24 protein-coding genes are annotated in these 20,860 nt (G+C 66.3%); 11 read left to right on the forward strand and 13 right to left on the reverse strand.

Annotation, left to right across the window (positions count from 1 at the left end):
* Window positions 1-3: 3 nt before the first annotated feature.
* From rpsR to bmt, 3 genes are all read left to right on the forward strand, one after another.
* Complete coding sequence (gene rpsR, locus IE00_RS07540) at window positions 4-231, forward strand: 30S ribosomal protein S18 (RefSeq protein ID WP_042247758.1); 228 nt, start codon at window positions 4-6, stop codon at window positions 229-231.
* 12 nt (window positions 232-243) lie between these two features.
* Entirely contained in the window at window positions 244-834 is a 591-nt protein-coding gene (gene rplI / locus IE00_RS07545; protein ID WP_072296471.1) for a 50S ribosomal protein L9, read from the forward strand.
* Between the two features lie 162 nt (window positions 835-996).
* Complete coding sequence (gene bmt, locus IE00_RS07550; protein ID WP_072296851.1) at window positions 997-1,989, forward strand: betaine--homocysteine S-methyltransferase; 993 nt, start codon at window positions 997-999, stop codon at window positions 1,987-1,989.
* 4 nt (window positions 1,990-1,993) lie between these two features.
* Here bmt and IE00_RS07555 read toward each other — a convergent pair whose 3' ends face one another.
* Complete coding sequence (locus tag IE00_RS07555) at window positions 1,994-3,091, reverse strand: PA0069 family radical SAM protein (protein WP_083554161.1); 1,098 nt, start codon at window positions 3,089-3,091, stop codon at window positions 1,994-1,996.
* A gap of 88 nt (window positions 3,092-3,179) precedes the next feature.
* Between IE00_RS07555 and yghU the strand changes: the two genes are divergently transcribed.
* Window positions 3,180-4,046 (forward strand): glutathione-dependent disulfide-bond oxidoreductase, encoded by an 867-nt coding sequence (yghU, locus tag IE00_RS07560; RefSeq protein ID WP_072296472.1) that lies wholly within the window; start codon window positions 3,180-3,182, stop codon window positions 4,044-4,046.
* A gap of 49 nt (window positions 4,047-4,095) precedes the next feature.
* On the opposite strand, the gene ilvC is transcribed toward yghU, so the two are convergent.
* Window positions 4,096-5,118, reverse strand: a complete 1,023-nt coding sequence (ilvC, locus tag IE00_RS07565; RefSeq protein WP_072296473.1) for a ketol-acid reductoisomerase — start codon at window positions 5,116-5,118, stop codon at window positions 4,096-4,098.
* A 127-nt stretch (window positions 5,119-5,245) separates the two neighbouring features.
* On the opposite strand from ilvC, the gene IE00_RS07570 reads away from it, so the two are divergent.
* A complete protein-coding gene (locus IE00_RS07570; protein ID WP_072296853.1) occupies window positions 5,246-5,701 on the forward strand; it encodes an Lrp/AsnC family transcriptional regulator in 456 nt (151 codons plus the stop codon).
* The gene (locus IE00_RS07575; protein ID WP_072296474.1) at window positions 5,698-6,156 is read left to right on the forward strand and encodes an Lrp/AsnC family transcriptional regulator; all 459 of its coding nucleotides are present in this window, start codon (window positions 5,698-5,700) and stop codon (window positions 6,154-6,156) included. Before IE00_RS07570 ends, IE00_RS07575 begins: the two co-directional genes overlap by 4 nt.
* Before the next feature lie 64 nt (window positions 6,157-6,220).
* Here the strand turns inward: IE00_RS07575 and ilvD are convergent, their stop codons facing one another.
* From ilvD to IE00_RS07595, 4 genes are all read right to left on the reverse strand, one after another.
* Entirely contained in the window at window positions 6,221-8,059 is a 1,839-nt protein-coding gene (gene ilvD / locus IE00_RS07580; RefSeq protein WP_072296475.1) for a dihydroxy-acid dehydratase, read from the reverse strand.
* A gap of 168 nt (window positions 8,060-8,227) precedes the next feature.
* The gene (locus tag IE00_RS07585; RefSeq protein ID WP_072296476.1) at window positions 8,228-8,542 is read right to left on the reverse strand and encodes a multidrug efflux SMR transporter; all 315 of its coding nucleotides are present in this window, start codon (window positions 8,540-8,542) and stop codon (window positions 8,228-8,230) included.
* A 100-nt stretch (window positions 8,543-8,642) separates the two neighbouring features.
* Window positions 8,643-9,839 carry a UbiH/UbiF family hydroxylase gene (locus tag IE00_RS07590; RefSeq protein WP_072296477.1) on the reverse strand — a complete coding sequence of 399 codons (1,197 nt, stop codon included), beginning with the start codon at window positions 9,837-9,839 and terminating at the stop codon, window positions 8,643-8,645.
* 75 nt (window positions 9,840-9,914) lie between these two features.
* On the reverse strand, window positions 9,915-10,592 hold the full coding sequence (locus IE00_RS07595; protein ID WP_072296478.1) for a pyrimidine 5'-nucleotidase: 678 nt from the start codon (window positions 10,590-10,592) through the stop codon (window positions 9,915-9,917).
* Between the two features lie 65 nt (window positions 10,593-10,657).
* Here IE00_RS07595 and IE00_RS07600 point away from each other — a divergent pair, with 65 nt between their 5' ends.
* The 4 genes from IE00_RS07600 (at window position 10,658) to IE00_RS07615 (ending at window position 13,329) form a co-directional block, all read left to right on the forward strand.
* Complete coding sequence (locus tag IE00_RS07600; protein WP_072296479.1) at window positions 10,658-11,281, forward strand: GntR family transcriptional regulator; 624 nt, start codon at window positions 10,658-10,660, stop codon at window positions 11,279-11,281.
* Window positions 11,274-11,906 carry a DNA-3-methyladenine glycosylase gene (locus IE00_RS07605; RefSeq protein ID WP_072296480.1) on the forward strand — a complete coding sequence of 211 codons (633 nt, stop codon included), beginning with the start codon at window positions 11,274-11,276 and terminating at the stop codon, window positions 11,904-11,906. Before IE00_RS07600 ends, IE00_RS07605 begins: the two co-directional genes overlap by 8 nt.
* Window positions 11,903-12,559, forward strand: a complete 657-nt coding sequence (locus tag IE00_RS07610; RefSeq protein ID WP_072296481.1) for an alpha/beta hydrolase — start codon at window positions 11,903-11,905, stop codon at window positions 12,557-12,559. Before IE00_RS07605 ends, IE00_RS07610 begins: the two co-directional genes overlap by 4 nt.
* Window positions 12,560-12,729: 170 nt before the next feature.
* A complete protein-coding gene (locus IE00_RS07615; RefSeq protein ID WP_072296854.1) occupies window positions 12,730-13,329 on the forward strand; it encodes an HNH endonuclease in 600 nt (199 codons plus the stop codon).
* Window positions 13,330-13,342: 13 nt separating this feature from the next.
* Here IE00_RS07615 and IE00_RS20090 read toward each other — a convergent pair whose 3' ends face one another.
* The 4 genes from IE00_RS20090 to dapA all read right to left on the reverse strand — a co-directional run bounded on the left by IE00_RS20090 (window position 13,343) and on the right by dapA (window position 15,803).
* The gene (locus tag IE00_RS20090; protein WP_170864103.1) at window positions 13,343-13,516 is read right to left on the reverse strand and encodes a hypothetical protein; all 174 of its coding nucleotides are present in this window, start codon (window positions 13,514-13,516) and stop codon (window positions 13,343-13,345) included.
* Window positions 13,517-13,608: 92 nt separating this feature from the next.
* A complete protein-coding gene (locus IE00_RS07620; RefSeq protein WP_072296482.1) occupies window positions 13,609-14,247 on the reverse strand; it encodes an NrsF family protein in 639 nt (212 codons plus the stop codon).
* Window positions 14,244-14,801, reverse strand: coding sequence for a sigma-70 family RNA polymerase sigma factor (locus IE00_RS07625; RefSeq protein ID WP_072296483.1), 558 nt, complete (start codon window positions 14,799-14,801; stop codon window positions 14,244-14,246). Before IE00_RS07625 ends, IE00_RS07620 begins: the two co-directional genes overlap by 4 nt.
* 126 nt (window positions 14,802-14,927) lie before the next feature.
* Window positions 14,928-15,803 (reverse strand): 4-hydroxy-tetrahydrodipicolinate synthase, encoded by an 876-nt coding sequence (gene dapA, locus IE00_RS07630; protein WP_072296484.1) that lies wholly within the window; start codon window positions 15,801-15,803, stop codon window positions 14,928-14,930.
* A 136-nt stretch (window positions 15,804-15,939) separates the two neighbouring features.
* Here dapA and IE00_RS07635 point away from each other — a divergent pair, with 136 nt between their 5' ends.
* Window positions 15,940-18,000, forward strand: a complete 2,061-nt coding sequence (locus tag IE00_RS07635; protein WP_072296485.1) for a lytic transglycosylase domain-containing protein — start codon at window positions 15,940-15,942, stop codon at window positions 17,998-18,000.
* Here IE00_RS07635 and IE00_RS07640 read toward each other — a convergent pair.
* The 3 genes from IE00_RS07640 to IE00_RS07650 all read right to left on the reverse strand — a co-directional run bounded on the left by IE00_RS07640 (window position 17,966) and on the right by IE00_RS07650 (window position 20,815).
* On the reverse strand, window positions 17,966-18,922 hold the full coding sequence (locus IE00_RS07640; protein ID WP_083554166.1) for a DMT family transporter: 957 nt from the start codon (window positions 18,920-18,922) through the stop codon (window positions 17,966-17,968). The two genes, IE00_RS07635 and IE00_RS07640, sit on opposite strands and share 35 nt — an antisense overlap.
* 120 nt (window positions 18,923-19,042) lie before the next feature.
* The gene (locus tag IE00_RS07645; protein WP_072296856.1) at window positions 19,043-19,834 is read right to left on the reverse strand and encodes an inositol monophosphatase family protein; all 792 of its coding nucleotides are present in this window, start codon (window positions 19,832-19,834) and stop codon (window positions 19,043-19,045) included.
* 66 nt (window positions 19,835-19,900) lie between these two features.
* Complete coding sequence (locus IE00_RS07650) at window positions 19,901-20,815, reverse strand: LysR family transcriptional regulator (RefSeq protein WP_072296486.1); 915 nt, start codon at window positions 20,813-20,815, stop codon at window positions 19,901-19,903.
* Between the last annotated feature and the right edge of the window lie 45 nt (window positions 20,816-20,860).

A 20,860-nucleotide genomic window follows, 5' to 3' on the forward strand; every position in this document is an offset into this window, starting at 1 on the left:
GACATGGCGAACAAACCGTTCTTCCGTCGTCGCAAAGTCTGCCCCTTCTCGGGCGATAACGCACCTGCGATCGACTACAAAGACACCCGTCTGCTGCAGCGCTATATCAGCGAACGTGGCAAAATCGTGCCTTCGCGCATCACCGCTGTCTCGGCCAAGAAGCAACGTGAGCTGGCTCGCGCCATCAAGCGCGCACGCTTCCTTGCCCTGCTGCCCTACGTCGTGAAGTAAGGAGACCTGAACATGCAAGTCATCCTGCTGGAACGCGTGGCGAAACTTGGCCAGATGGGCGAAGTCGTCAACGTGAAACAGGGCTATGCCCGCAACTTCCTGCTGCCGCAGAAGAAAGCTCTGCGCGCCTCGGACGCCAACATCAAGGCATTCGAAGGTCAGAAGGCACAGCTGGAAACCCGCAACGCGGAATCGAAGGCCGAGGCCGAAAAGATCGCGGCCAAGCTGGACGGCGAAGTCTTCGTCGTCATCCGTTCGGCATCCGATTCGGGCGCGCTTTACGGTTCGGTCACGACCCGTGACGCGGCCGATGCGGCCACCGAAGCCGGCTTCTCGGTCGATCGCAAGCAGGTCGTCCTGCGCGAGCCGATCAAGTACCTGGGCATGCACGACGTCACCGTCGTCCTGCACCCGGAAGTCGAAGCGACGATCACCATGAACGTCGCCCGTTCCAACGAAGAGGCTGAACTGCAGGCGCAGGGCAAGTCGATTCAGGACATGGCCGCCGAGGCCGATGCCGAAGCCGAATTCGAGATCGCCGAACTGTTCGACGACATCGGTGGCGCTTCGGACGACGAAGAGGGCGACGACGATCGCAACTGATCGCGCCGCATCTTTGGTCTAAATCGACCGCGCCGGGAAACCGGCGCGGTTTTTCATACGTTCGTGTGAAAATTCTTCTACGACACGGCGTTACCTGACATGGACCTGATGCTTGCGGATCCCGACACGGGGTCGATGACCCCGCCTGCCAAGGACAAGACGATGACCGATGCCCTCAGCCGGATGCTTGATACCGCACCCTTCGTGCTGGCCGATGGCGCGACGGGAACCGCGCTGTTCAACATGGGCCTGGACGGTGCCACGCCGCCCGAATTCTGGAACGCCGATCACCCCGACCGCATCGCAGCCCTGCATCGCAGCGCGATCGAGGCCGGGTCGGACCTGTTCCTGACCAACAGCTTTGGCGCCAATGCCAGCCGGTTGCGCCTGCAGGGCGCATCGCATCGCGTGACCGAACTGAACCGCCTTGCCGCCGCCATCGCCCGCAACGAGGCCGATCGCGCGGGCCGCAAGGTCATCGTGGCCGGCAGCATCGGCCCCATCGGCGAATTCATGGCCCCGATGGGCAGCCTGACCCGCGCCCGCGCGACCGAGATGTTCCACGAACAGGCCCAGGCCCTGAAGGATGGCGGCGCCGACATCCTGTGGGTCGAAACGCTCAGCTCCATCGACGAGATGAAGGCCGCCGCCGAGGCCGCGCGCTTGGTCGGCATGGCTTGGTGCGGATCGCTCAGCTTCGACACGGCCGGGCGCACGATCATGGGCACCACCTCGGCCGAATTGTCGGCGGCGGTCGAACGCATGCCGAACCCGCCCGTCGCCTATGGCGCGAATTGCGGCATCGGGGCATCGGACCTGCTGCGCACGGTGACGGGCTTTGTCGCATCGGGCAATGAACGCCCGATCATCGCCAAGGGCAATGCGGGCGTCCCGCATATGCATGACGGCAACATCCATTACGACGGCACCCCCGAATTGATGGCCGATTACGCCGTTCTGGCCCGCGACATGGGCGTGCGCGTCATCGGCGGCTGCTGCGGCACCATGCCCGAACATCTGCGCGCCATGCGCGAGGCGCTGGAAACGCGGCCCGCCGGTCCCCGCCCGACGCTGGAACAGATCACCATGCTGCTGGGGCCGTTCAGCTCGGCCAATGACGGCACCGAAGGCCAGATCATCGGCCGCCGCCACTGACCTTTCAGAACAACGACATCTGGTCGCCTGCCCTGGGCGGGCGACCAAAGCGGCTGCAATCCAGCGCAGGCTGCCCTTCGCGATAGCCAAGCCGCTTGCGGGCCAGCCGGAACCGCTGCATCGCCAGCTGTGCCTCGACCCCTTCGCCCCTAAAGCGATGGCCAAAGCGCGGATCGTTGTCGCGCCCGCCGCGCATCGCCTGGATGCGGTTCATCACATGCGCGGCCATGCCGGGCCGGTGGCGTTCCAGCCAGTCGCGAAACAGCGGCGCGACCTCGTGCGGCAGGCGGACGGGGATCATGCTGGCGGTGGTGGCCCCGGCCTCGCGCGCGGCGGTCAGGATGGCCTCGATCTCGGGCTCGGTCAGGACGGGGATGACGGGGGCGACCATGACGCGGACGGGCACGCCTGCACGGGACAGGTCCCGGATCATCCGCAGGCGCGTCGCGGGGGTCGGCGCGCGCGGCTCCATCGCGCGGGCCAGCGATGCGTCCAGCGTCGTGATGCTGATTCCCACCGTCGCCATGTCGCGCGCCGCCAGTTCCGCCCACAGATGCAGGTCGCGCAGCACCGTCTGTCCCCGCGTCACCAGCGTGGCGGGATGGTTCCAGTCGCGCAGCACCCGCAGGATGCCCGGCATGATCGCCAGCTTCGCCTCGACCGGCTGATAGGGGTCGGTGTTGGTCCCCAACGCGATGGGCGCGGGGCGATAGCTTGGCCGCGCCAGTTCGCGCGCCAGCAATTCGGCGGCGCCCTCCTTGGCGGTGATGCAGGTTTCGAAATCCAGCCCCGGCGACAGGCCCAGATAGGCGTGGCTGGGCCGCGCATAGCAATAAATGCAGCCATGTTCGCAGCCGCGATAAGGGTTGATCGATCGGTCGAACGGCACGTCCGGTGAGGTATTGCGCGTGATGATGCTGCGCGGGCGTTCGGTGGTGACCTGGGTGCGCAGCAGGCGCTCCTCCTCGGGGATGTCCCAGCCGTCGTGGTGATGGTCGCGCGCCTCGGCCTCGAACCGCCCTGCGGGGCGCGTATCGGCGCCGCGGGCCTTCAGGCGTTCATGGGGATCGCGCGGGGGAAGCATGCCGGCAATATAGAACATATGCGGAACATTTGCCAAGTCCCCGTGCCGGGTTGATGTTTGGCAAACCCCACCACATCTTGAGGGTCAGTCAACGACAGGACATCACATGACCGAAGACTATACCCCCCCCAAGGTCTGGACGCCGGGCAAGGAAAACGGCGGCAAATTCGCCAGCATCAACCGCCCCATCGCCGGCAAGACCCATGACAAGGAACTGTCGGTCGGCAAGCACCCGCTGCAGCTCTATTCGCTGGCCACGCCGAACGGCCAGAAGGTCACCATTATGCTGGAGGAACTGCTGGAGGCAGGGCATGCCGGCGCGGAATACGATGCCTGGCTGATCGACATCGGCGAAGGCGACCAGTTCGGCAGCGGCTTCGTGGACGTGAACCCCAATTCCAAGATCCCGGCGCTGATGGACCATTCGGTGACGCCCGCGCAGCGTGTCTTCGAAAGCGGCTCGATCCTGCTGTATCTGGCCGAGAAATTCGGAGCCTTCCTGCCCAAGGACCATGCCGCGCGGACCGAGACGCTGAACTGGCTGTTCTGGCAGATGGGCGCAGGCCCCTATCTGGGCGGCGGCTTTGGGCATTTCTATGCCTATGCGCCGGTCAAGATCGAATATGCCATCGACCGCTTCACCATGGAGGTCAAGCGTCAGCTGGACCTGCTGGACCAGCGTCTGGCCGACAACCGCTTTGTCGCGGGGGACGAATACACCATCGCCGACATGGCGATCTTCCCCTGGTATGGCCGGGTCATCACCGGTGGCGCCTATGGCGATGCCGCGACCTTCCTGGATGCCGCCAGCTACAAGAACCTGCACCGCTGGCAGCAGGAGATCGCCGCCCGCCCCGCCGTCCGGCGCGGCCAGATGGTCAATGCGACATCGGGCGATCCGTCCCAGCAGCTGCGCGAACGCCATGACGCGTCCGACTTCCAGACGCGCACGCAGGACAAGCTGGACGCATGAAAAAAGCCCGGGCGATTGCCCGGGCTTTTCAGTTCGGCAGGTCCGCGGATCAGTTGCGGGCCTTGTCGACCATCTTGCCCTTGGAGATCCAAGGCATCATCTCGCGCAGCTTGGCACCGACCTGTTCGATCTGGTGTTCGTCGTTCGCACGGCGCGAGGCTTTCAGCGTCGGCTGACCGACCTGGTTTTCCAGCATGAAGTCGCGGACGAACTTGCCCTGCTGGATGTCGGTCAGGACGGCCTTCATGCGCGCCTTGGTTTCCTCGTAGGGCAGGATGCGCGGGCCGGTGACGTACTGGCCGTATTCGGCGGTGTTCGAGATCGAGTAGTCCATGTTGGCGATGCCGCCCTCATAGATCAGGTCGACGATCAGCTTCACCTCGTGCAGGCATTCGAAATAGGCCATCTCGGGGGCATAGCCCGCCTCGACCAGCGTTTCGAAGCCGCAGCGGATCAGTTCGACCAGACCGCCGCACAGGACCGCCTGTTCGCCGAACAGGTCGGTTTCGCATTCTTCGCGGAAATTGGTCTCGATGATGCCCGAACGACCGCCACCAATGGCCGAGCAATAGGACAGGCCGATATCCATCGCCTTGCCGGATGCGTCCTGATGGATCGCGACCAGGCAGGGCACGCCGCCGCCCTTGACGTATTCGCCGCGGACCGTGTGACCGGGGCCCTTGGGGGCCATCATGATGACGTCGACGCCGGGCTTCGGCTCGATCAGGCCGAAATGCACGTTCAGGCCATGGGCGAAGGCGATCGCCGCGCCGTCGCGCAGGTTGTCATGGACGTATTTCTTATAGGTCTCGGCCTGCAGTTCGTCGGGCATGGTGAACATGATGACGTCGCACCATGCGGCCGCTTCGGCGATGCCCATGACCTTCAGGCCCTCGCCTTCGGCCTTGGCAGCCGAGGGGCTGCCTTCACGCAGGGCGACGACGACGTTCTTGGCACCGGAATCGCGCAGGTTCAGCGCATGGGCATGACCTTGGCTGCCATAGCCCAGGATCGCGACCTTCAGGTCCTTGATCAGGTTCACGTCGCAATCGCGATCATAGTAAACGCGCATGATGAAATCCTTCTTATCTGCTGACATGGTTATAGCCCGCAGCACCGGATGACATCGTTCAATCGTCATTCAATTTAGCGTCTTTCCGAACAGATCATGCCTCTGTATGCAGTATGACATGAAATTCATGCCTGATGATACCGATCGCCGCATACTTCGTCATCTGATGGCGGATCCTTCGGCATCGAACACCCAGCTGGCCGAACGCGCGGGCGTTACCACGGCCAGCCTGTGGCGGCGCATCGAACGCCTGCGCGAGGCCGGGGTGCTGAAGGGCGTGCAGGCCCGCATCGACTGGCGCGCCTTGGGGTGGGAGGTTCAGGTCAGCCTGCGCTTCACCCTGGACAAGACCAATCCCCGCGCCTTCGACGAATTTCTGGCCGCCGCGCGACAGGTTCCCGAAGTGACCGAAATCCAGAGCTTTCTGGGCAGCGTCGATTGGCGACTGTCGGTGATCGCCCGCGACATGGCGCATTGGCAGCAGGTCTATCGCGACCGCATCCTCACCCTGCCCCATATCGCCGATATTGATGCGCTGATGCTGGTTTCGACCATCAAGGACAGCGAGGATCTGGCCCTGTGACCGATCTGGACGACACCGACCGCGCCATCCTGCGCATTCTGGCGCAGGATGCCACGCAAAGCGCCGCGCAGGTCGGCCGTGCCGTGGGCATCGGCCAGCCCGCGGCGTGGCGGCGCATCAAGCGGCTGACCGATCAAGGCATCATCGCGGGTCGGCGGGTGATGCTGGACAATGCCGCCCTGGGTTTTGGCGTGACGGTCTTTCTGGGCATCCGGCTTGCCGCCAAGGGCCGCACCAGCCTTGAGGATTTCGAGCGCGCCGTCACCGCCATCCCCGAGGTGCAGCTGGTCCAGCATGTGTTGGGGCAATTCGACTATCGCCTGCGGATCACCGCCCGCGACATCACCGATTTCGAGCGCATCCTGCGCCGTCGTATCATGACCCTGCCCGGCGTGGGTCAGGTCGAGGCGAATGTCATGCTGTCCGAGGAAAGGCGTCCGGGGCCGTTGGGTTAGCGCAGGCCCCGATGCCGTGACACGGGGGGCCTGCGCCATTTGGGTATTTGGACAAAGAAGAAGATCAGTCCGGGATCATCCGCACCGCGCCCTTGGCCGCGCTGGTGGTCATGGCCGCATAGGCGCGCAGGGCGGTCGAAACCTGGCGCTTGCGCGGCTTTTCAGGCTTCCAGCCAGCGGCTTCGCGTTTTTCGCGACGGGCGGCCAGGGTAGCATCGTCGACAACCAGTTCGATCAGGCGGTTCGGGATGTCGATGCGGATCAGGTCGCCCTGCTCGGCCAGGCCGATGGTGCCGCCTTCCGCCGCCTCGGGCGAGACGTGGCCAATTGACAGCCCCGAGGAGCCGCCCGAAAAGCGGCCATCGGTCACCAGCGCACATTCCTTGCCCAGCCCCTTGGATTTCAGATAGCTGGTCGGGTACAGCATTTCCTGCATCCCAGGTCCGCCACGCGGTCCTTCGTAACGGATCAGCACGACCTCTCCGGGTTTGACCTTGCCGGTCAGGATGGCGCTGACGCTGTCATCCTGGCTTTCGAAGATATGGGCCGGCCCTTCGAATTTCAGGATCGATTCGTCCACACCCGCCGTTTTCACGATGCAGCCATCCTCGGCCAGGTTGCCATAGAGGACCGCCAGGCCGCCATCCTTTGAGAACGCGTGTTCGGCGCTGCGGATGACGCCCTTTTCGCGGTCCAGATCGACGCTGTCGAAACGCTGGCTTTGCGAAAACGCGACCTGCGTCGGCACGCCGCCCGGTGCTGCCCGATAGAAGTCGTGGACGGCCTCGGATTGCGTGCGCGACACGTCCCAATGGTCCAGGGCCTGAGCCAGCGTGCCGGAATGAACGCTGCCCACGGATGTGTCCAGCAGCCCCGCCCGGTCCAGCTGGCCCAGGATCGCCATGATCCCGCCGGCACGGTGGACGTCTTCCATGTGGACATCGTCCTTGGCCGGGGCGACCTTGCACAGGACCGGCACCTTGCGCGACAGGCGGTCGATGTCGGACATGGTGAAATCGATCCCGGCCTCGTGCGCGGCGGCCAGCAGGTGCAGGACGGTGTTCGTGGACCCGCCCATGGCGATATCCAGCGTCATGGCGTTTTCGAAGGCTGCGAAGTTCGCGACGTTGCGGGGCAGGACGCTGAAATCCTCGCCTTCGTAATGGCGGCGCGCCAAGTCGACGATCAGGTGGCCCGCTTCGACGAACAGGCGCTGGCGGTCGGCATGCGTGGCCAGCGTGGACCCGTTGCCCGGCAGCGACAGGCCCAGGGCCTCGGTCAGGCAGTTCATGGAATTGGCGGTGAACATGCCCGAACAGGACCCGCAGGTCGGGCAGGCCGACCGTTCGATCGCCTCGACCTGTTCGTCGGAATAGGAATCATCGGCGGCCGCGACCATGGCATCGACCAGATCCAGCGCCTTCAGCTTGCCGTCTTCCAGAACCAGCTTGCCGGCCTCCATCGGGCCGCCCGACACGAAGACGGTGGGGATGTTCAGCCGCAGCGACGCCATCAGCATGCCCGGCGTGATCTTGTCGCAATTGCTGATGCAGACCATCGCGTCGGCGCAATGCGCGTTGACCATGTATTCGACGCTGTCGGCGATCACCTCGCGCGAGGGCAGCGAATAGAGCATGCCGTCATGGCCCATCGCGATGCCGTCATCGACGGCGATGGTATTGAATTCCTTGGCGATGCCGCCTGCCGCCTCGACCTCGCGGGCGACCATCTGGCCCAGATCCTTCAGGTGGACATGGCCCGGAACGAACTGGGTGAAGCTGTTGACGATGGCGATGATCGGCTTGCCGAAATCGCTGTCCTTGACGCCGGTCGCACGCCACAGGCCACGCGCGCCTGCCATGTTGCGGCCATGGGTGGTTGTGCGGGAACGATAGGCGGGCATGGCTGATCTCCTTTGGCTGCCGTTGCGTTTAGCACTGTGCCGGGCGGAATGAAATTACCCAAAGCACGTCGTTTGCATGGTTTTCTATCCCCTTGCGATCACGAACCGCCCTGCAGGGGGTCCGGGGGATGCAAAATCCCCCGGCCGTCGCGGGACGCAAGGACGGGGTCAGGACGCGACCTTCATCAGCACGATCCCCGCCAGAATCAGCGTGGCGGCCAGAAGACGCAAGGGGGTGATCGGCTCGCCCATCAGCGCCATGCCGACGGCCAGGCTGCCGATGGCGCCGATGCCTGTCCAGACCGCATAGGCCGTCCCCAGGGGCAGGCTGCGCATCGCCAAGGCCAGCAGCCAAAAGGATGCCACCATGCCCGCCACCATGATCACCGTCGGTGTCAGGCGGCTGAAGCCATGCGACTGCTTCATGGCGGTGGACCAGACGACCTCAAGAAGGCCCGCAACGAAAAGTTGGATCCAGGGCATGTCTCGCTCCGGTTCGGACCGGGCCGTCCCGGAGGTTCCACATCACGCCGGGGTCGTCCCCGGACCCTTGACCTAAGGGATGGGGGTCACGTGATCAAGATCAGCGCAGACCCAGACCTGCCTTCATCATCAGCCGTCGCACGGGTGTGATGCCATACAAACCGCCCAATGCCGCCGCGCGCAGGTCGCGCAGGGGGCGCAGCTGGGCTTGGCTGGCGCGGTTCAGCGCATCGATGCCCAAGAGCCGGGCATAGGCCTCGGGGCGGCGGCTGCGCTCGAACCTTGCCAGGGACGCGGCGCTGCCGGGATCGGCCTTCGACAGGTCCAGCAGGACACCCAGCTCGGCCAGGCTCATGTTCAACCCCTGGGCGCCGATGGGCGGCAGGACATGGGCGGCCTCGGCGATCAGCGCGGTGCGGGGACCGGTGAAACGGTCGGCGATCTGGCTGATGATCGGCCATTCGGTCAGGCGGGTGGCCACGCGCAAGGAGCCCAGCACGCCCGCGGAACGGGCATTCACCTCGGCCTCGAATTCCTCGGGCGGCAGGGCGGCCAGGCGGGCGGTCTCGCGGCCATTCTCCATCCAGACGATCGCGGATGACGGTTTGCCGTCACGGTCGGGCAGCGGCACCAGCGTGAAGGGCCCGCCGGACCGATGCACCTCGGTCGAGACGTTGTGATGTGGCTGGTCATGCGTCACCGCAAAGGCCAGTGCCTTTTGGCCATAGCGCAGCGTACGCACCCCGATGCCAAGCGCCTGCCGCACGGGCGAATCGCGTCCATCCGCCCCGATCAGCAGCCGCGCCCGGACCCTGCGGCCATCCGTCAGGGTGACGATGGCGCCTTCGTCGCGGGCCACGACGCCTGCCGTGCCGGTCCCGGGCTGGAAGCGCACCGTCTGCAATTGTTCCAGCCGGGCCGCGATCTCGCGCCGCAGCAGCCAGTTGGGCAGGTTCCATCCAAAGGGCTGATCGCCGATTTCCGACGCGTCGAAATCGCGGGTCAGACGCGGGGTCGGCTCCGCCCCGCCCGCATCCACGATCCGCATCACCTGCAGGGCCGTGGCATGGGGCGCCAGCCGTTCCCACAGCCCGATCTGTTCCAACAGCCTGACCGAGGGCGTCAGGAACGCCGTCGAACGCAGGTCGGCCCCCGCCGCCCCTTCATCCGTCACCGGCGGTGCGGGATCGATGCAGAGGACCGAAAACCCCTCGGCCCCGAAGGCGGCGGCGGTGATCAGGCCGGCGATGCCGCCGCCCGAAATCAGGATGTCGATATCGTCGATGCTGCCCGTCATGGCCTTGCCCCCTTGCTGGTCGCCATCCTGTCCTCATTCCCGCGCCCGGACCAGATGCCGGGCTGTCGCAGGGCCTCAGCCACGCGACAGGTTGCGCAGAAAGGCGGTCAGATCATCGGTCCGGTGATCCACATGCGGCCCGTGATCCGTGACGCCCTGCAACGCATCAGGACCATGCCGCCCCTGCCCCACCAGGACCGTCCGCATTCCCAACGCATGAGGGACGACCAGGTTGCGGGGATCATCCTCGAAGAAAGCGGCCTGGCGCGGGTCGATGCGGGCCGCCTCCAGCACACGGTCAAAGGCCGTGGCGGCGGGCTTGGGGTGAAAGCCGGTCTCCTCGATCCCGAAGACGGCGTCGAACAGGGCCGGGTCGTCCAGACCGCGCGCGGCCAGGACGCGTCGCGCATAGCCCGCATCGCCATTGGTGTGGATGATCCGCCGCCCCGGCAGCGCGGCGATCACGTCCGCCAGATCGGGGTCGGGGTCCAGCACCCCGAAATCGATGTCATGCACATCTGCCAGGTAATGGGTGGCATCCACGTCATGTTCGGCCATCAGCCCCGCCAGCGTGGTGCCATGCAGCCGCCAATATTCGGCCCGCAGCCGATCGGCATCACCCTGCGGGACGCCCAGCACGCGCATCATGTAGGCCGTCATCCGCAGCTCGATCTGCGAGAACAGCTGCGCCTCGGGCGGGTAGAGCGTATTGTCCAGATCGAAGATCCAGACGCGAACATGCGAAAAATCCATGTCCGTCCCATAGCTTGGCGCGCACGCGCTTGCAATTCGCGGCCGCAGGGCCAATCGTGGGCGCCATGAAAGACGCCTATTCCCTGATCCTGACCGCGATCGAAAGCGGCACCTATCGCCCGGGCGACCGCTTGGTCGAATCCGAGCTGGCCGAGCGTTTCGGCGTGTCGCGCACCCCGGTGCGCGAGGCGCTGCAGCGGCTGGAAACCCAGGCCATGCTGGTCAGGGACGGGCGCAGCCTGATCGTGGCCTCGCTGGACCACAATCAGCTGGCCGAACTTTACACCGTCCGCGCCGAGCTGGAGGCCCTGGCCGCCCGCCTGGCCGCCCGCCACGCCACGCCCGAGGAAACCCGCGTCCTGGCCCATATGGTCGAGGAGGACCACAAATCCGCAGGCGACCCCGAGGCCTTGGCCCGCGCCAACAAGCGGTTTCACCGGCAGATCCACCTGGCCTCCCATAACCGCTATCTGGTGCAACAGCTGGATCTGGTCCATCGCACCATGGCACTGATGGCGCGCACCTCGCTGGCCGCCGAAGGGCGCAGCGAAACGGCGCTGGCCGAACATGCCCGCATCGTCGATGCCATCGCGGCGGGCGACGCCGATGCCGCCGACAAGGCGCTGCGGCAGCATATCTCGATGGCATGGGAAACGCGGCTGAAGCTCGAGGCGCAGGAGGGTGCCTGAGGCACGGATCATCGCGACCCAGGCCGATCTTGACGAAGGCTGCGCGCATCTGGCCCGTGCCTGCCCCATCTGGTCCAAAACGCTGCCCCTGCTGGGCCCCCTGCCTCTGCGCCGCCGCGATGACGGGTTCGAGGCCATTGCCAGCACCATCGTCGGCCAGCAGATCTCGATCGCGGCGGCGGGGGCGATCTGGGGGCGGATGCAGGACGCGGGCCTGCTGACCGAAGCCGCCCTCCGCAAGGCCAGCGAGGACGACCTGCGCGCGGCGGGCCTGTCGCGGGCCAAGCAGCGCTATCTGCGCGGCATCGCCAATGCCGGGATCGACTGGAACGCCCTGCGCGACATGCCCGACGATGCGGCCATCGCCCATCTGGTCGCCCTGCCCGGCATCGGCATCTGGACCGCCGAGATCTATCTGAAATTCGCGCTTGGCCGCGCCGATGTCTTCGCCGCCGGCGATCTGGCCCTGCAAGAGGCCGCGCGCATCATGTACGACCTGCCCGCCCGCCCCACGCCCGCCGTCCTGCGGCAGCTGGCCGAACCGTGGCGGCCGTGGCGCGCGGTTGCGGCGCGGGGTCTCTGGGCCTATTACCGGCTGGCAAAAGGACGCGAGGGAACATCATGACCGCACCGCTGACATCCGCCCGCAAGGGGCCCGCCAAGGCCCGCTCGGTCGTGATCTTCGTGCATGGCTATGGCGCCGACGGGGCCGACCTGCTGGGGCTGGCCGATCCGCTGGCCCCGCATCTGCCCGACACCGCCTTCTATGCCCCGAACGCGCCGCAGCCCTGCACCGGCAATCCGATGGGCTTTCAGTGGTTCCCGATCCCTTGGCTGGACGGGTCGTCCGAAGCCCAGGCCCAGGCCGGCATGGCCGAAGCCGCCAAGGCCCTGAACGCCTTCATCGACACGGTTCTGGCCGATGAAGGCCTGACCCCCGACCGGCTGGCGCTGGTGGGCTTTTCGCAAGGCACGATGATGTCGCTGCACGTGGCTCCGCGCCGCGACGCGGAAATCGCGGGCATCGTCGGCTTTTCGGGCCGGTTGCTGACGCCCGAAACGCTGCAGGCCGAAACCCGCGTCAAGCCGCCGGTGCTGCTGATCCATGGGGACCAGGACCCGGTCGTGCCCTTCGCCGACATGGACCTGGCCGGCACCGCCCTGCAGCAGGCGGGCTTCACCGTCTATGGCCATGTCATGAGGGGCGCCGGGCACGGCATCTCTCAGGACGGGCTGTCGGCGGCGCTGTCCTTCCTGCATGAACGGCTGCCGCGCTAGGCAATCCCCGCCCTTTCACCGTCACGTTGCCGTCACCCCGGGCGTCTAACCTGCGCCTTGGGGCTTGATCCGACGCGCAGGCTTGTCAGATGCCTGTCGCGTTATATAGTCGAGCCATGGATTTGACGGGCGCGCTGGTCACTTCGCCACCGCGCAGGTGGAAGGGCGACATGCTGGACGATCATCACCACACCGAATTCCGGACGCAATTCGTGCGCGAACCGGCCAATCTGCGTCACTTTCCGGCGCTGGTGCTGAACGCGGATTACCGGCCGCTCAGCTATTACCCCCTGTCGCTCTGGCCCTGGCAGGAGGCGATCAAGGCGGTCTTCCTGGACCGGGTCCAGATCATCGCCGAATACGACCAGGAGGTCCGAAGTCAGCGACAAGCCTTCCGGATCCCTTCCGTCGTCGTTCTGAAAGATTACGTCCGACCCCAGAAGCGCGTGGCATTCACGCGCTTCAATCTTTTTCTGAGGGACGAATTCTGCTGTCAGTATTGCGGCGGCAAGGGCGACCTGACCTTCGATCACGTCGTGCCGCGGTCGCGCGGCGGGGTGACCAGCTGGGAAAACGTGGTGGCGGCCTGTTCACCCTGCAACCTGCGCAAGGCCAATCGCAGCCTGCGCCATTCCGGCATGCATCTGCGCAAACCCGCCAAGCAGCCCACTGCCGAGGAAATGCACGCGATCGGACGGCGTTTCCCGCCGAATCACCTGCATGACAGCTGGATGGATTTCCTGTACTGGGACGCCGAGCTGGACAGCTGATCAGCCGCCGTCATCAACCGTCGTGGTCATGCCCGCTGCGGTGATTCAGATGCACCAGCAGCGCCGCGCTCAGCGCCAGAAGCGGCACCGCCATGGGCGACCAGCCCGATGCGATGCTGACCCACAAGGTCAGCGCGGCCCCGGTGATCACCGCGGCGATCAGCATCAGGAAATGGGTCAACGGCATGGGACACTCCTCTCCTTGCGATCAATATGGGACCTATCGACCGGCTTGAAAAGCCCGTGCGTAAGATTGCGGGCACTTCGTCGCGGCGTCATTCACCAGCGCAGCAGGCGACGCCCCGCCACGGCACCCGCCGCCGTCACCAGACCCATTCCCAGCCCGTACCACAGGATGAAGAACAGCGGCGCATCCTCGTCGCAATGAAGGGCATAGATGGCGGTCGCCGCCCCCGACACGGCCAGTCCCGCCAAGGCGCCGCTGGCCACGGGCGACGTGCTGGCCCCCCGTCGCAGCAAGGACAGCGCCCCCGCCAGCGCAGGGGCGGAAATCACGGTGATCGAAACAAGACAGGCCAGGGCCGTATCCCCGACGGCGCGCGGCATCACCTGCGCGGGCGGCACCGCAAAGGCCCGGATCGCCCACCAGCCGATCATCGCAAGGACGATCCCCCCGATGACGACCCGCGCCGTGACGGGCATCGATCTTTCGGGATGCGTCAGGCGGATGGCGCCAAAGCCCGCCACCGCCATCAGCGCCAGCGGGATCAGCCATTTCATCACCGTCACCGGATCGACCATCGCCTGCATCAGATCGACGCGAATGCCCAGGATCCCGATGACCACGGCCCCCGACAACGCCAGCAGCCCCAGCCCCGTCGCAAGGACCCGCGGTGCCAGGCGCCCTTCGGAAACCGAATCCAGCGCGATCAGTTCGACCAGTTCATCGGTTCTCATAATCCGCTCTCCTGTCTCAGTTTCGCCAAGCGCTGCAGGGCGCGATGCAGCGCCACCCGCAAGGTGCCGGGCGTCATGCCCAGCCGATGGCCGCATTCGTCCTGGCCCCGCGCCTCGATGGCCAGACAGCGCAGCAGGGCCGCATCGCGTTCCTGCAGGCGGTCGATCAGCGATGTCGCGTCGCGCATCTCGAACCCGTCGGGGGCCTGATCGGCGGGCAGGACCTCGGTGAAATCATCGACGGGCAGATGCACGGCCCGACCGCGCCTGCGATAGGCGTCGATCAGCTTGTGCCGCGCGATCGCATAGACCCAGGGACGCAACGGCATCGCCGCATCCCAAGTCGCCCGCTTCACGTGAATCGCCAACAAGGTTTCCTGCACCACATCCTCGCACCAGCTTGAATCCATGGCACCGGCCCTTGCCCGGACGATCCCGCGCAAGACCGGCGTCATGGCCGTCAGAACCCGGTGATAGGCCAGCTGGTCACCCGCAATGGCCGCCCGCATCAGTACGGACCATTCGTCGCCCTGCCCGCCATCCTTCACCGTCATCGATTGTCCTTACGCATGCCGATACCCATGCGTTACACCATGACACGCAGGTTTCCAAAGAACAGCACTAGCGTGTCGGCGCAACATGGGGGCAACGCCCCATCCTTCGGCCCGTCCGATCAGGCGTCAGATCAGGCCGGCATGAACCAGCGCCGCGTCGATCAGGCGGCGCGTCGGTTCCGTCAGGGGGGTCAGCGGCAGGCGCACGCGTTCATCGCACAGGCCCAGGCGCGACATGGCGTATTTCGCGCCGACCAGCCCCGGCTCGATGAAGATGGCGATGTGCAGCGGCATCAGCCTGTCCTGGTATTCCAGTGCGGCGGCGTAATCGCCACGCAGCGTCGCCTCCTGGAACTCCGCGCACAGCTTGGGGGCGACGTTGGCAGTCACGCTGATGCAGCCCACGCCGCCATGCGCGTTGAAGCCCAGCGCCGTCGCATCCTCGCCCGACAGCTGGACGAAATCCTTGCCGCAGGTCAGGCGCTGGCTGCTGACACGTTCCAGCTTGCCGGTCGCGTCCTTGACCCCGATGATCGAGGGGATCTGCGCCAGCACGCCCATCGTTTCAGGCATCATGTCGATGACCGAACGGCCGGGAATGTTGTAGATGATGATCGGCAGGTCGCAGGCCTCGGTCAGGGCGGTGTAATGCGCGATCAGCCCCGACTGGGTCGGCTTGTTGTAATAGGGGGTGACGACCAGCGCCGCATCGGCGCCCACTTCGGCGGCATGCTGGATCAGGCCGATGCCTTCGCGCGTCGAATTCGACCCCGCCCCCGCGATGACCGGGATGCGACCGGCCACGGCCTGGACGACCTCCTCGATGACAAGTCGGTGTTCGGCATGGGTCAGCGTGGGGCTTTCGCCGGTGGTGCCGACGGGCACCAGGCCGTGGCTGCCCTGGTCGATGTGCCATTCGACCAGCTTCTTCAGCGCGACCAGATCCAGTTCGCCGTCCTGGTCGAACGGCGTGACGAGGGCTGGCAGTGACCCTTTGAACATGACACGCTCCTTGGTGGTTGGCTGCAAGGCCGGAAGTGGGTTTTCGCGGTCCTCACTATCCCCGGTCGGGGAAATTGCCAAGGTTGTGAATTGCACCGCGACGGAATGCGAACCAGACAGGATGCCGATGCGACTTATGCGTGACATGTTGTATGCGGGGCTGTTCGCGGCCCTTCCCCTTGCCTGCGCCCCCGCGCAGGCCGAGGATGCGGGCGCCATGGCATTGGCCCTGGCCGCCGCCGACAGCCGCGATTGGGTGACCGCGCGCGACGCCGCCGCGCGCGCAGGCCCCTTGGCGCAGGCCATGGTCGGCTGGCAGGCGCTGCGCGAAGGCCGGGGCAGCTTTGCCGATTACGCCGCCTTCCTGCGCGAAAATCCCGGCTGGCCGGGGCTGGAGGTGCTTCACCGCCAGGGTGAGGCCAAGCTGCGCGCGGGCGACGACCCCGACGACATCCGCGACTTCTTCGAAAACCGCCATCCCGCGACGCTGACCGGGTTGAACGCCCTGACCGCCGTTCTGTCCATCCGAAAGGCGCGCGAGGAACGGGCGCTGTTCTTCACCCTGGCGCCCATGACCGCCGCCGAGGAAACCGCCCTTCTGGACGACCCGCAGACCGAACTGACGCCGCTGATCCCCGCGCGCGCCACCGCCATGCTGGATGCGGGCGAATGGCAGCAGGCCGAACGCCTGATCCCGCGCCTGTCGCCCGCCCTGCAGCCGCTGGTCCGCGCCCGTGTCACCCTGCAATCGGGCCGCGAGGGCGTGGACGACCTGATCCTGGCCCTGCCGGACAGCCAGCGCGTCGATCCGGGCCTGACGATGGACCGCTTCCTGTGGCGGGTCCGGGCCAAGATGCATGATGCGGCCCAGGACCTGATGTTGCAGGCATCCTCGGCGGATGATCTGCGCAACCCCGACCGTTGGGCGCAGATGCGCGTCGATTACGCCCGCCTGGCCATGCGCCGCGGCGACTGGCAGCGGGCGCTGGACCTGGCCGCGCCCCACCACCTGGGCCCGGAGAACCGCCATTATTCTGACCTGGAATGGCTGGCGGGCTTTGCCGCGCTGAAGACCGATCAGCCCCAGTTGGCGCTGGACCATTTCTTGCATCTAGAAACCGTCGTCGGATCGGCGATCAGCAAGGCCCGCGCCTTTTACTGGCAGGGCCGCGCGCATCAGGCGCTTGGCGACACGCGCGCCGCGCAACGCGCCTTTGAGGATGCTGCCGCTTTTCCCGGCGTCTATTACGGACAGCTGGCGATGGAGCAGGTGGGCGCCACCCTGCCGCCCGACTATGCCGTCCGCGGCCCGGCCATCGACACCCTGCCCGACTGGCGCGGCAGCGATCTGCGCGAAAACGGCCTCTTTCGCGCCGGGCTGTGGCTGATCGCATCAGGCAGGCGCGACGAGGCGCAGCGATTTTTCCTGCACCTGGCCCAAAGCGCCACCCCCGAGGACATCGCCCGCATGTCCCGCCTGATGTTCGAGGCCGGCACCCCCTGGCACGCCCTGCGCCTGGCCAAGCAATCGGCCAACCAGGGCGTCATCTGGCCCGTGGCGCAATTCCCGCTGACGGGGCTGGAACAGCTGGACCTGGGGCCGCCGCCGGAACTGGTCATGGCGATCGCCCGGCAGGAATCCGAATTCAACTTTGCCGCCAGCAGCCATGTCGGCGCGCAGGGCCTGATGCAGCTGATGCCGGGCACCGCCGAACAGATGGCGCGCAAGACGGGCCAGCCCTATGACCTGGCGCGGCTGTCGTCGGATGCCGCCTATAACGCCAGCCTGGGGTCGGAATATCTGGTCGGGTTGGCGGAACGGTTCGGGACGTCGGTGGCGCTGATCGCGTCGGGTTACAATGCCGGGCCCGGCCGTCCGGCGCGTTGGCTGGACGATTTCGGCGACCTGCGTCGCGATGCCGATCCGGTGGAATGGGTCGAGCTGATCCCCTTTGACGAAACCCGCAACTATGTCATGCGCGTGGCCGAGGCTTTGCCCGTCTATCGCGCCCGGATCCATGGCAAGCCCGCGCCGGTGGTGACCCGATGGGACCTGTCGGGGGGCGGGCTGATCCCGCCGCCGCCGCTGCGCCTGACGCTGGCCCTGTCGGGGCGTCCGCCCCTGCGGCCCGTCATCGGACCGCGCCAGCCCGTGTTTGGACCTAACCTGCCTTCCGCCGCTGGCGCCACAAGGTGAAGATGCCCGCCGCCACGACGATGGCGGCGCCGATCACGACGTTGTGGCGCAGGGTTTCGTCGAACAGCCAGACGCCGATGAAGCTGACCCAGACCAGCTGCGTATAGGCGAAGGGCTGTAGCGCCGATGCCTCGGCCAGCTCATAGCTGCGGATCATCAGGTAATGCGAGGTCATCCCGCAGACGCAGAGGCACCCCATCCAGATCCAGTCGGTGGGCGCCAGCCATTGCCAGTCCCAGATGCCGACCAGCGTGATGGCGACCGCGCCGCTGATGCCCGTCCAGAAGAAGCTGACCATCGCCGGATCGTCGCGCGACACATGGCGCGTCAACAGCCCGTAAAGCGCGAACATCGCCGCCGCCGCAAAGGGCAGCAGCGCCGCCAGCGACATGACGCCCCCACCGGGGTTCAGGATGACGATGATGCCCGCAAAGCCCAAGGCGATGGCGGTCCAGCGCCGCCATCCGACCTTTTCGCCCAGGACCGGTCCCGACAGGGCCGCGACCAGCAGCGGATAAACGGCAAAGACGGCGTGGGTCTCGATCAGGCCAAGGCGGACGAAAGCCTCGACCATCAGCAGCACCTCAAGCGCCAGGATGACGCCGCGCGCGATCTGGGTCAGCGGGCGCTTGGTGCGGATCGCACGCTTCAGCCCGCCCGGCTGGCGCGACACCAGCGCAATAACGAACAATGCAAAGACCCAGTACCGGATCATCACGATCAGAACCGGCGGATATTCCGTCCCCAGAACGCGCGAAAACCCGTCCTGCAGGGCAAAGATGAAGCTGACCGCGCACATCAGGAAGATCGCCAACCCGGTGCGGTCCTGCGCGGGCCGCGCCGTCATGGGTGGCAAGGGCGGCGGCGCCGATGCGGTGGCGGCGGATGCGGCATACGGGGGCTGGGAATGATCGTCGGGCATGTAATCGCTTTCAGGGACACGGCCCCTGTTGCGCCCCAAGCGACCCAAGGTCAAGCGGCGGGCAGGTCTGCACATCGTGCAATCCCACCCGCGTGTCGGTTCTGCATCGCAGGCGGATGATCAGTCGCGGCTGCGCACGACCTTGGCGAAAGGCTCCAGCAGGGTCGGGTTGGCGGCGATGATGCGGCCCGATTCCAACGGGCTGTCACCGTCGCGGATGCCTTCGACGAAACCGCCGGCCTCGCGGACCATCAGGATGCCGGCTGCGACCTCCCAAGGCTTGGTGCCGCGATCCCAATAACCGTCGAAACGTCCGGCCGCGACATAGCAGAGGTTCAGCGACGGCGCGCCAAAGCTGCGCACCCCGCCCGCGACGGGCATCAGGCGGGCCAGATCCTGCAGGGATGCGGGCAAGGGACCGCTGCTGGCATGGGGGATGCCGGTGGCAAACACCGATTCGGCCATCCGCGTGCGGCCCGAAACGCGCAGGCGCTGGTCGTTCATGAAGGCTCCGCCGCCCTTTTCGGCGATGAACAATTCGTCCTTGGCCGCGTCGAAGATGACGGCGGCGACGATCTCTCCCTTGTGCTCCAGCGCGATGCTGACGCCCCAATGCGGCAGGCCGTGCAGGAAGTTCGAGGTCCCGTCCAGCGGATCGACGATCCAGCGGCGGGTGGGGTCTTCGCCGTCCTCGCGCCCGGTTTCCTGACCAAGCCAGCCATAGCTGGGGCGAGCGTTCTGCAGCTCTTCCTTGATCTGGCGTTCGGCCTCGCGGTCGGCGCGGGTGACGAAATCACCGGCGCCCTTGACGCTGACCTGCAGGTTCTCGACTTCACGAAAGTCCTTGACGAGGCCGCGCCCGGCCTTGCGGGCGGCCTTGACCATGACGTTCAGATTGGCGCTTGCCATCACATGCTCCGGAAAAAGGGGTTGGCGCGTCATAGAGGCTGGCGCGCGGAATGTGAAGCGAAAGGGTCGTCACGCCGCCGGACCGCGCAGCATCCGCAGGGGTTCGGTGCGCGAAAGCCGCAACACATGCGCCATGTAGGGCTGCGACAGGTCGTCCTGGCGCACCGCCGCATAGAGCCGCCGGCGAATGCCGTCCGGCCCCAGCGGCAGCATGGCCAGTTCGGGATTGGCGCTTTCGCGGCGCAGAACCCAGTCCGGCATCACCGCGACCCCGCGCCCCGATGCGACCAGCATCACGGCCACGGCGGTCAGTTCCACCGTGCGGGTGCGGGCGGGTTCGATGCCCGCGGGCGTCAGGAACTGGCTGAAAACATCCAGCCGCGCGCGGTCCATCGGATAGTGGATCAGCGTTTCACCGGCCAGATCGGCAGGTTCGGCAAAGCCCTTGGCAACCAGCGGATGCCCGGCGGGCACCATCAGCGTCGGCGCGTAATCGAACAGCGGCTGGAAGGTGATGCCCGGCAGATCCTCGGGGTCCGACGATATCACCAGATCCACCTCCTCGCGGACCAGCGCGGGGAGCGCCCCGAAGGCCAGGCGCTGGCGGATGTCCACGTCCACATCGGGCCAGGCGCGGCGGAAGATGTCCAGCACCGGCAGCAGCCAGTCGAAACAGGCGTGGCATTCCATCGCGATGTGCAGGCGTCCGATGCGCCCGGCCTCGACGCCCTTGAACTCGGCTTCGGTGGCGGCAACCAGCGGCAGAACCTGTTCGGCCAGCCGCAGCAGGCGCATGCCGGCGGCCGACAGGCGCATCGGCTTGGCGCGGCGGACGAACAGCTCGACCCCGGCCTGCTCCTCCAGCGCCTTGACCTGATGCGACAACGCGCTTTGGGTGATGTTCAGAACCTCGGCCGCGCGGGCCAGACCGCCCTGGGCATGGATGGCGTGAACGGTGCGCAGATGGCGCAGCTCCAGATGCATGATGAATTCCGCTCAGGTTTATCTTGAGGATTATGAATTTGTCTC

The organism is Paracoccus sp. SM22M-07 (assembly GCF_001887735.1).
In the GTDB taxonomy this organism is placed as follows: domain Bacteria; phylum Pseudomonadota; class Alphaproteobacteria; order Rhodobacterales; family Rhodobacteraceae; genus Paracoccus.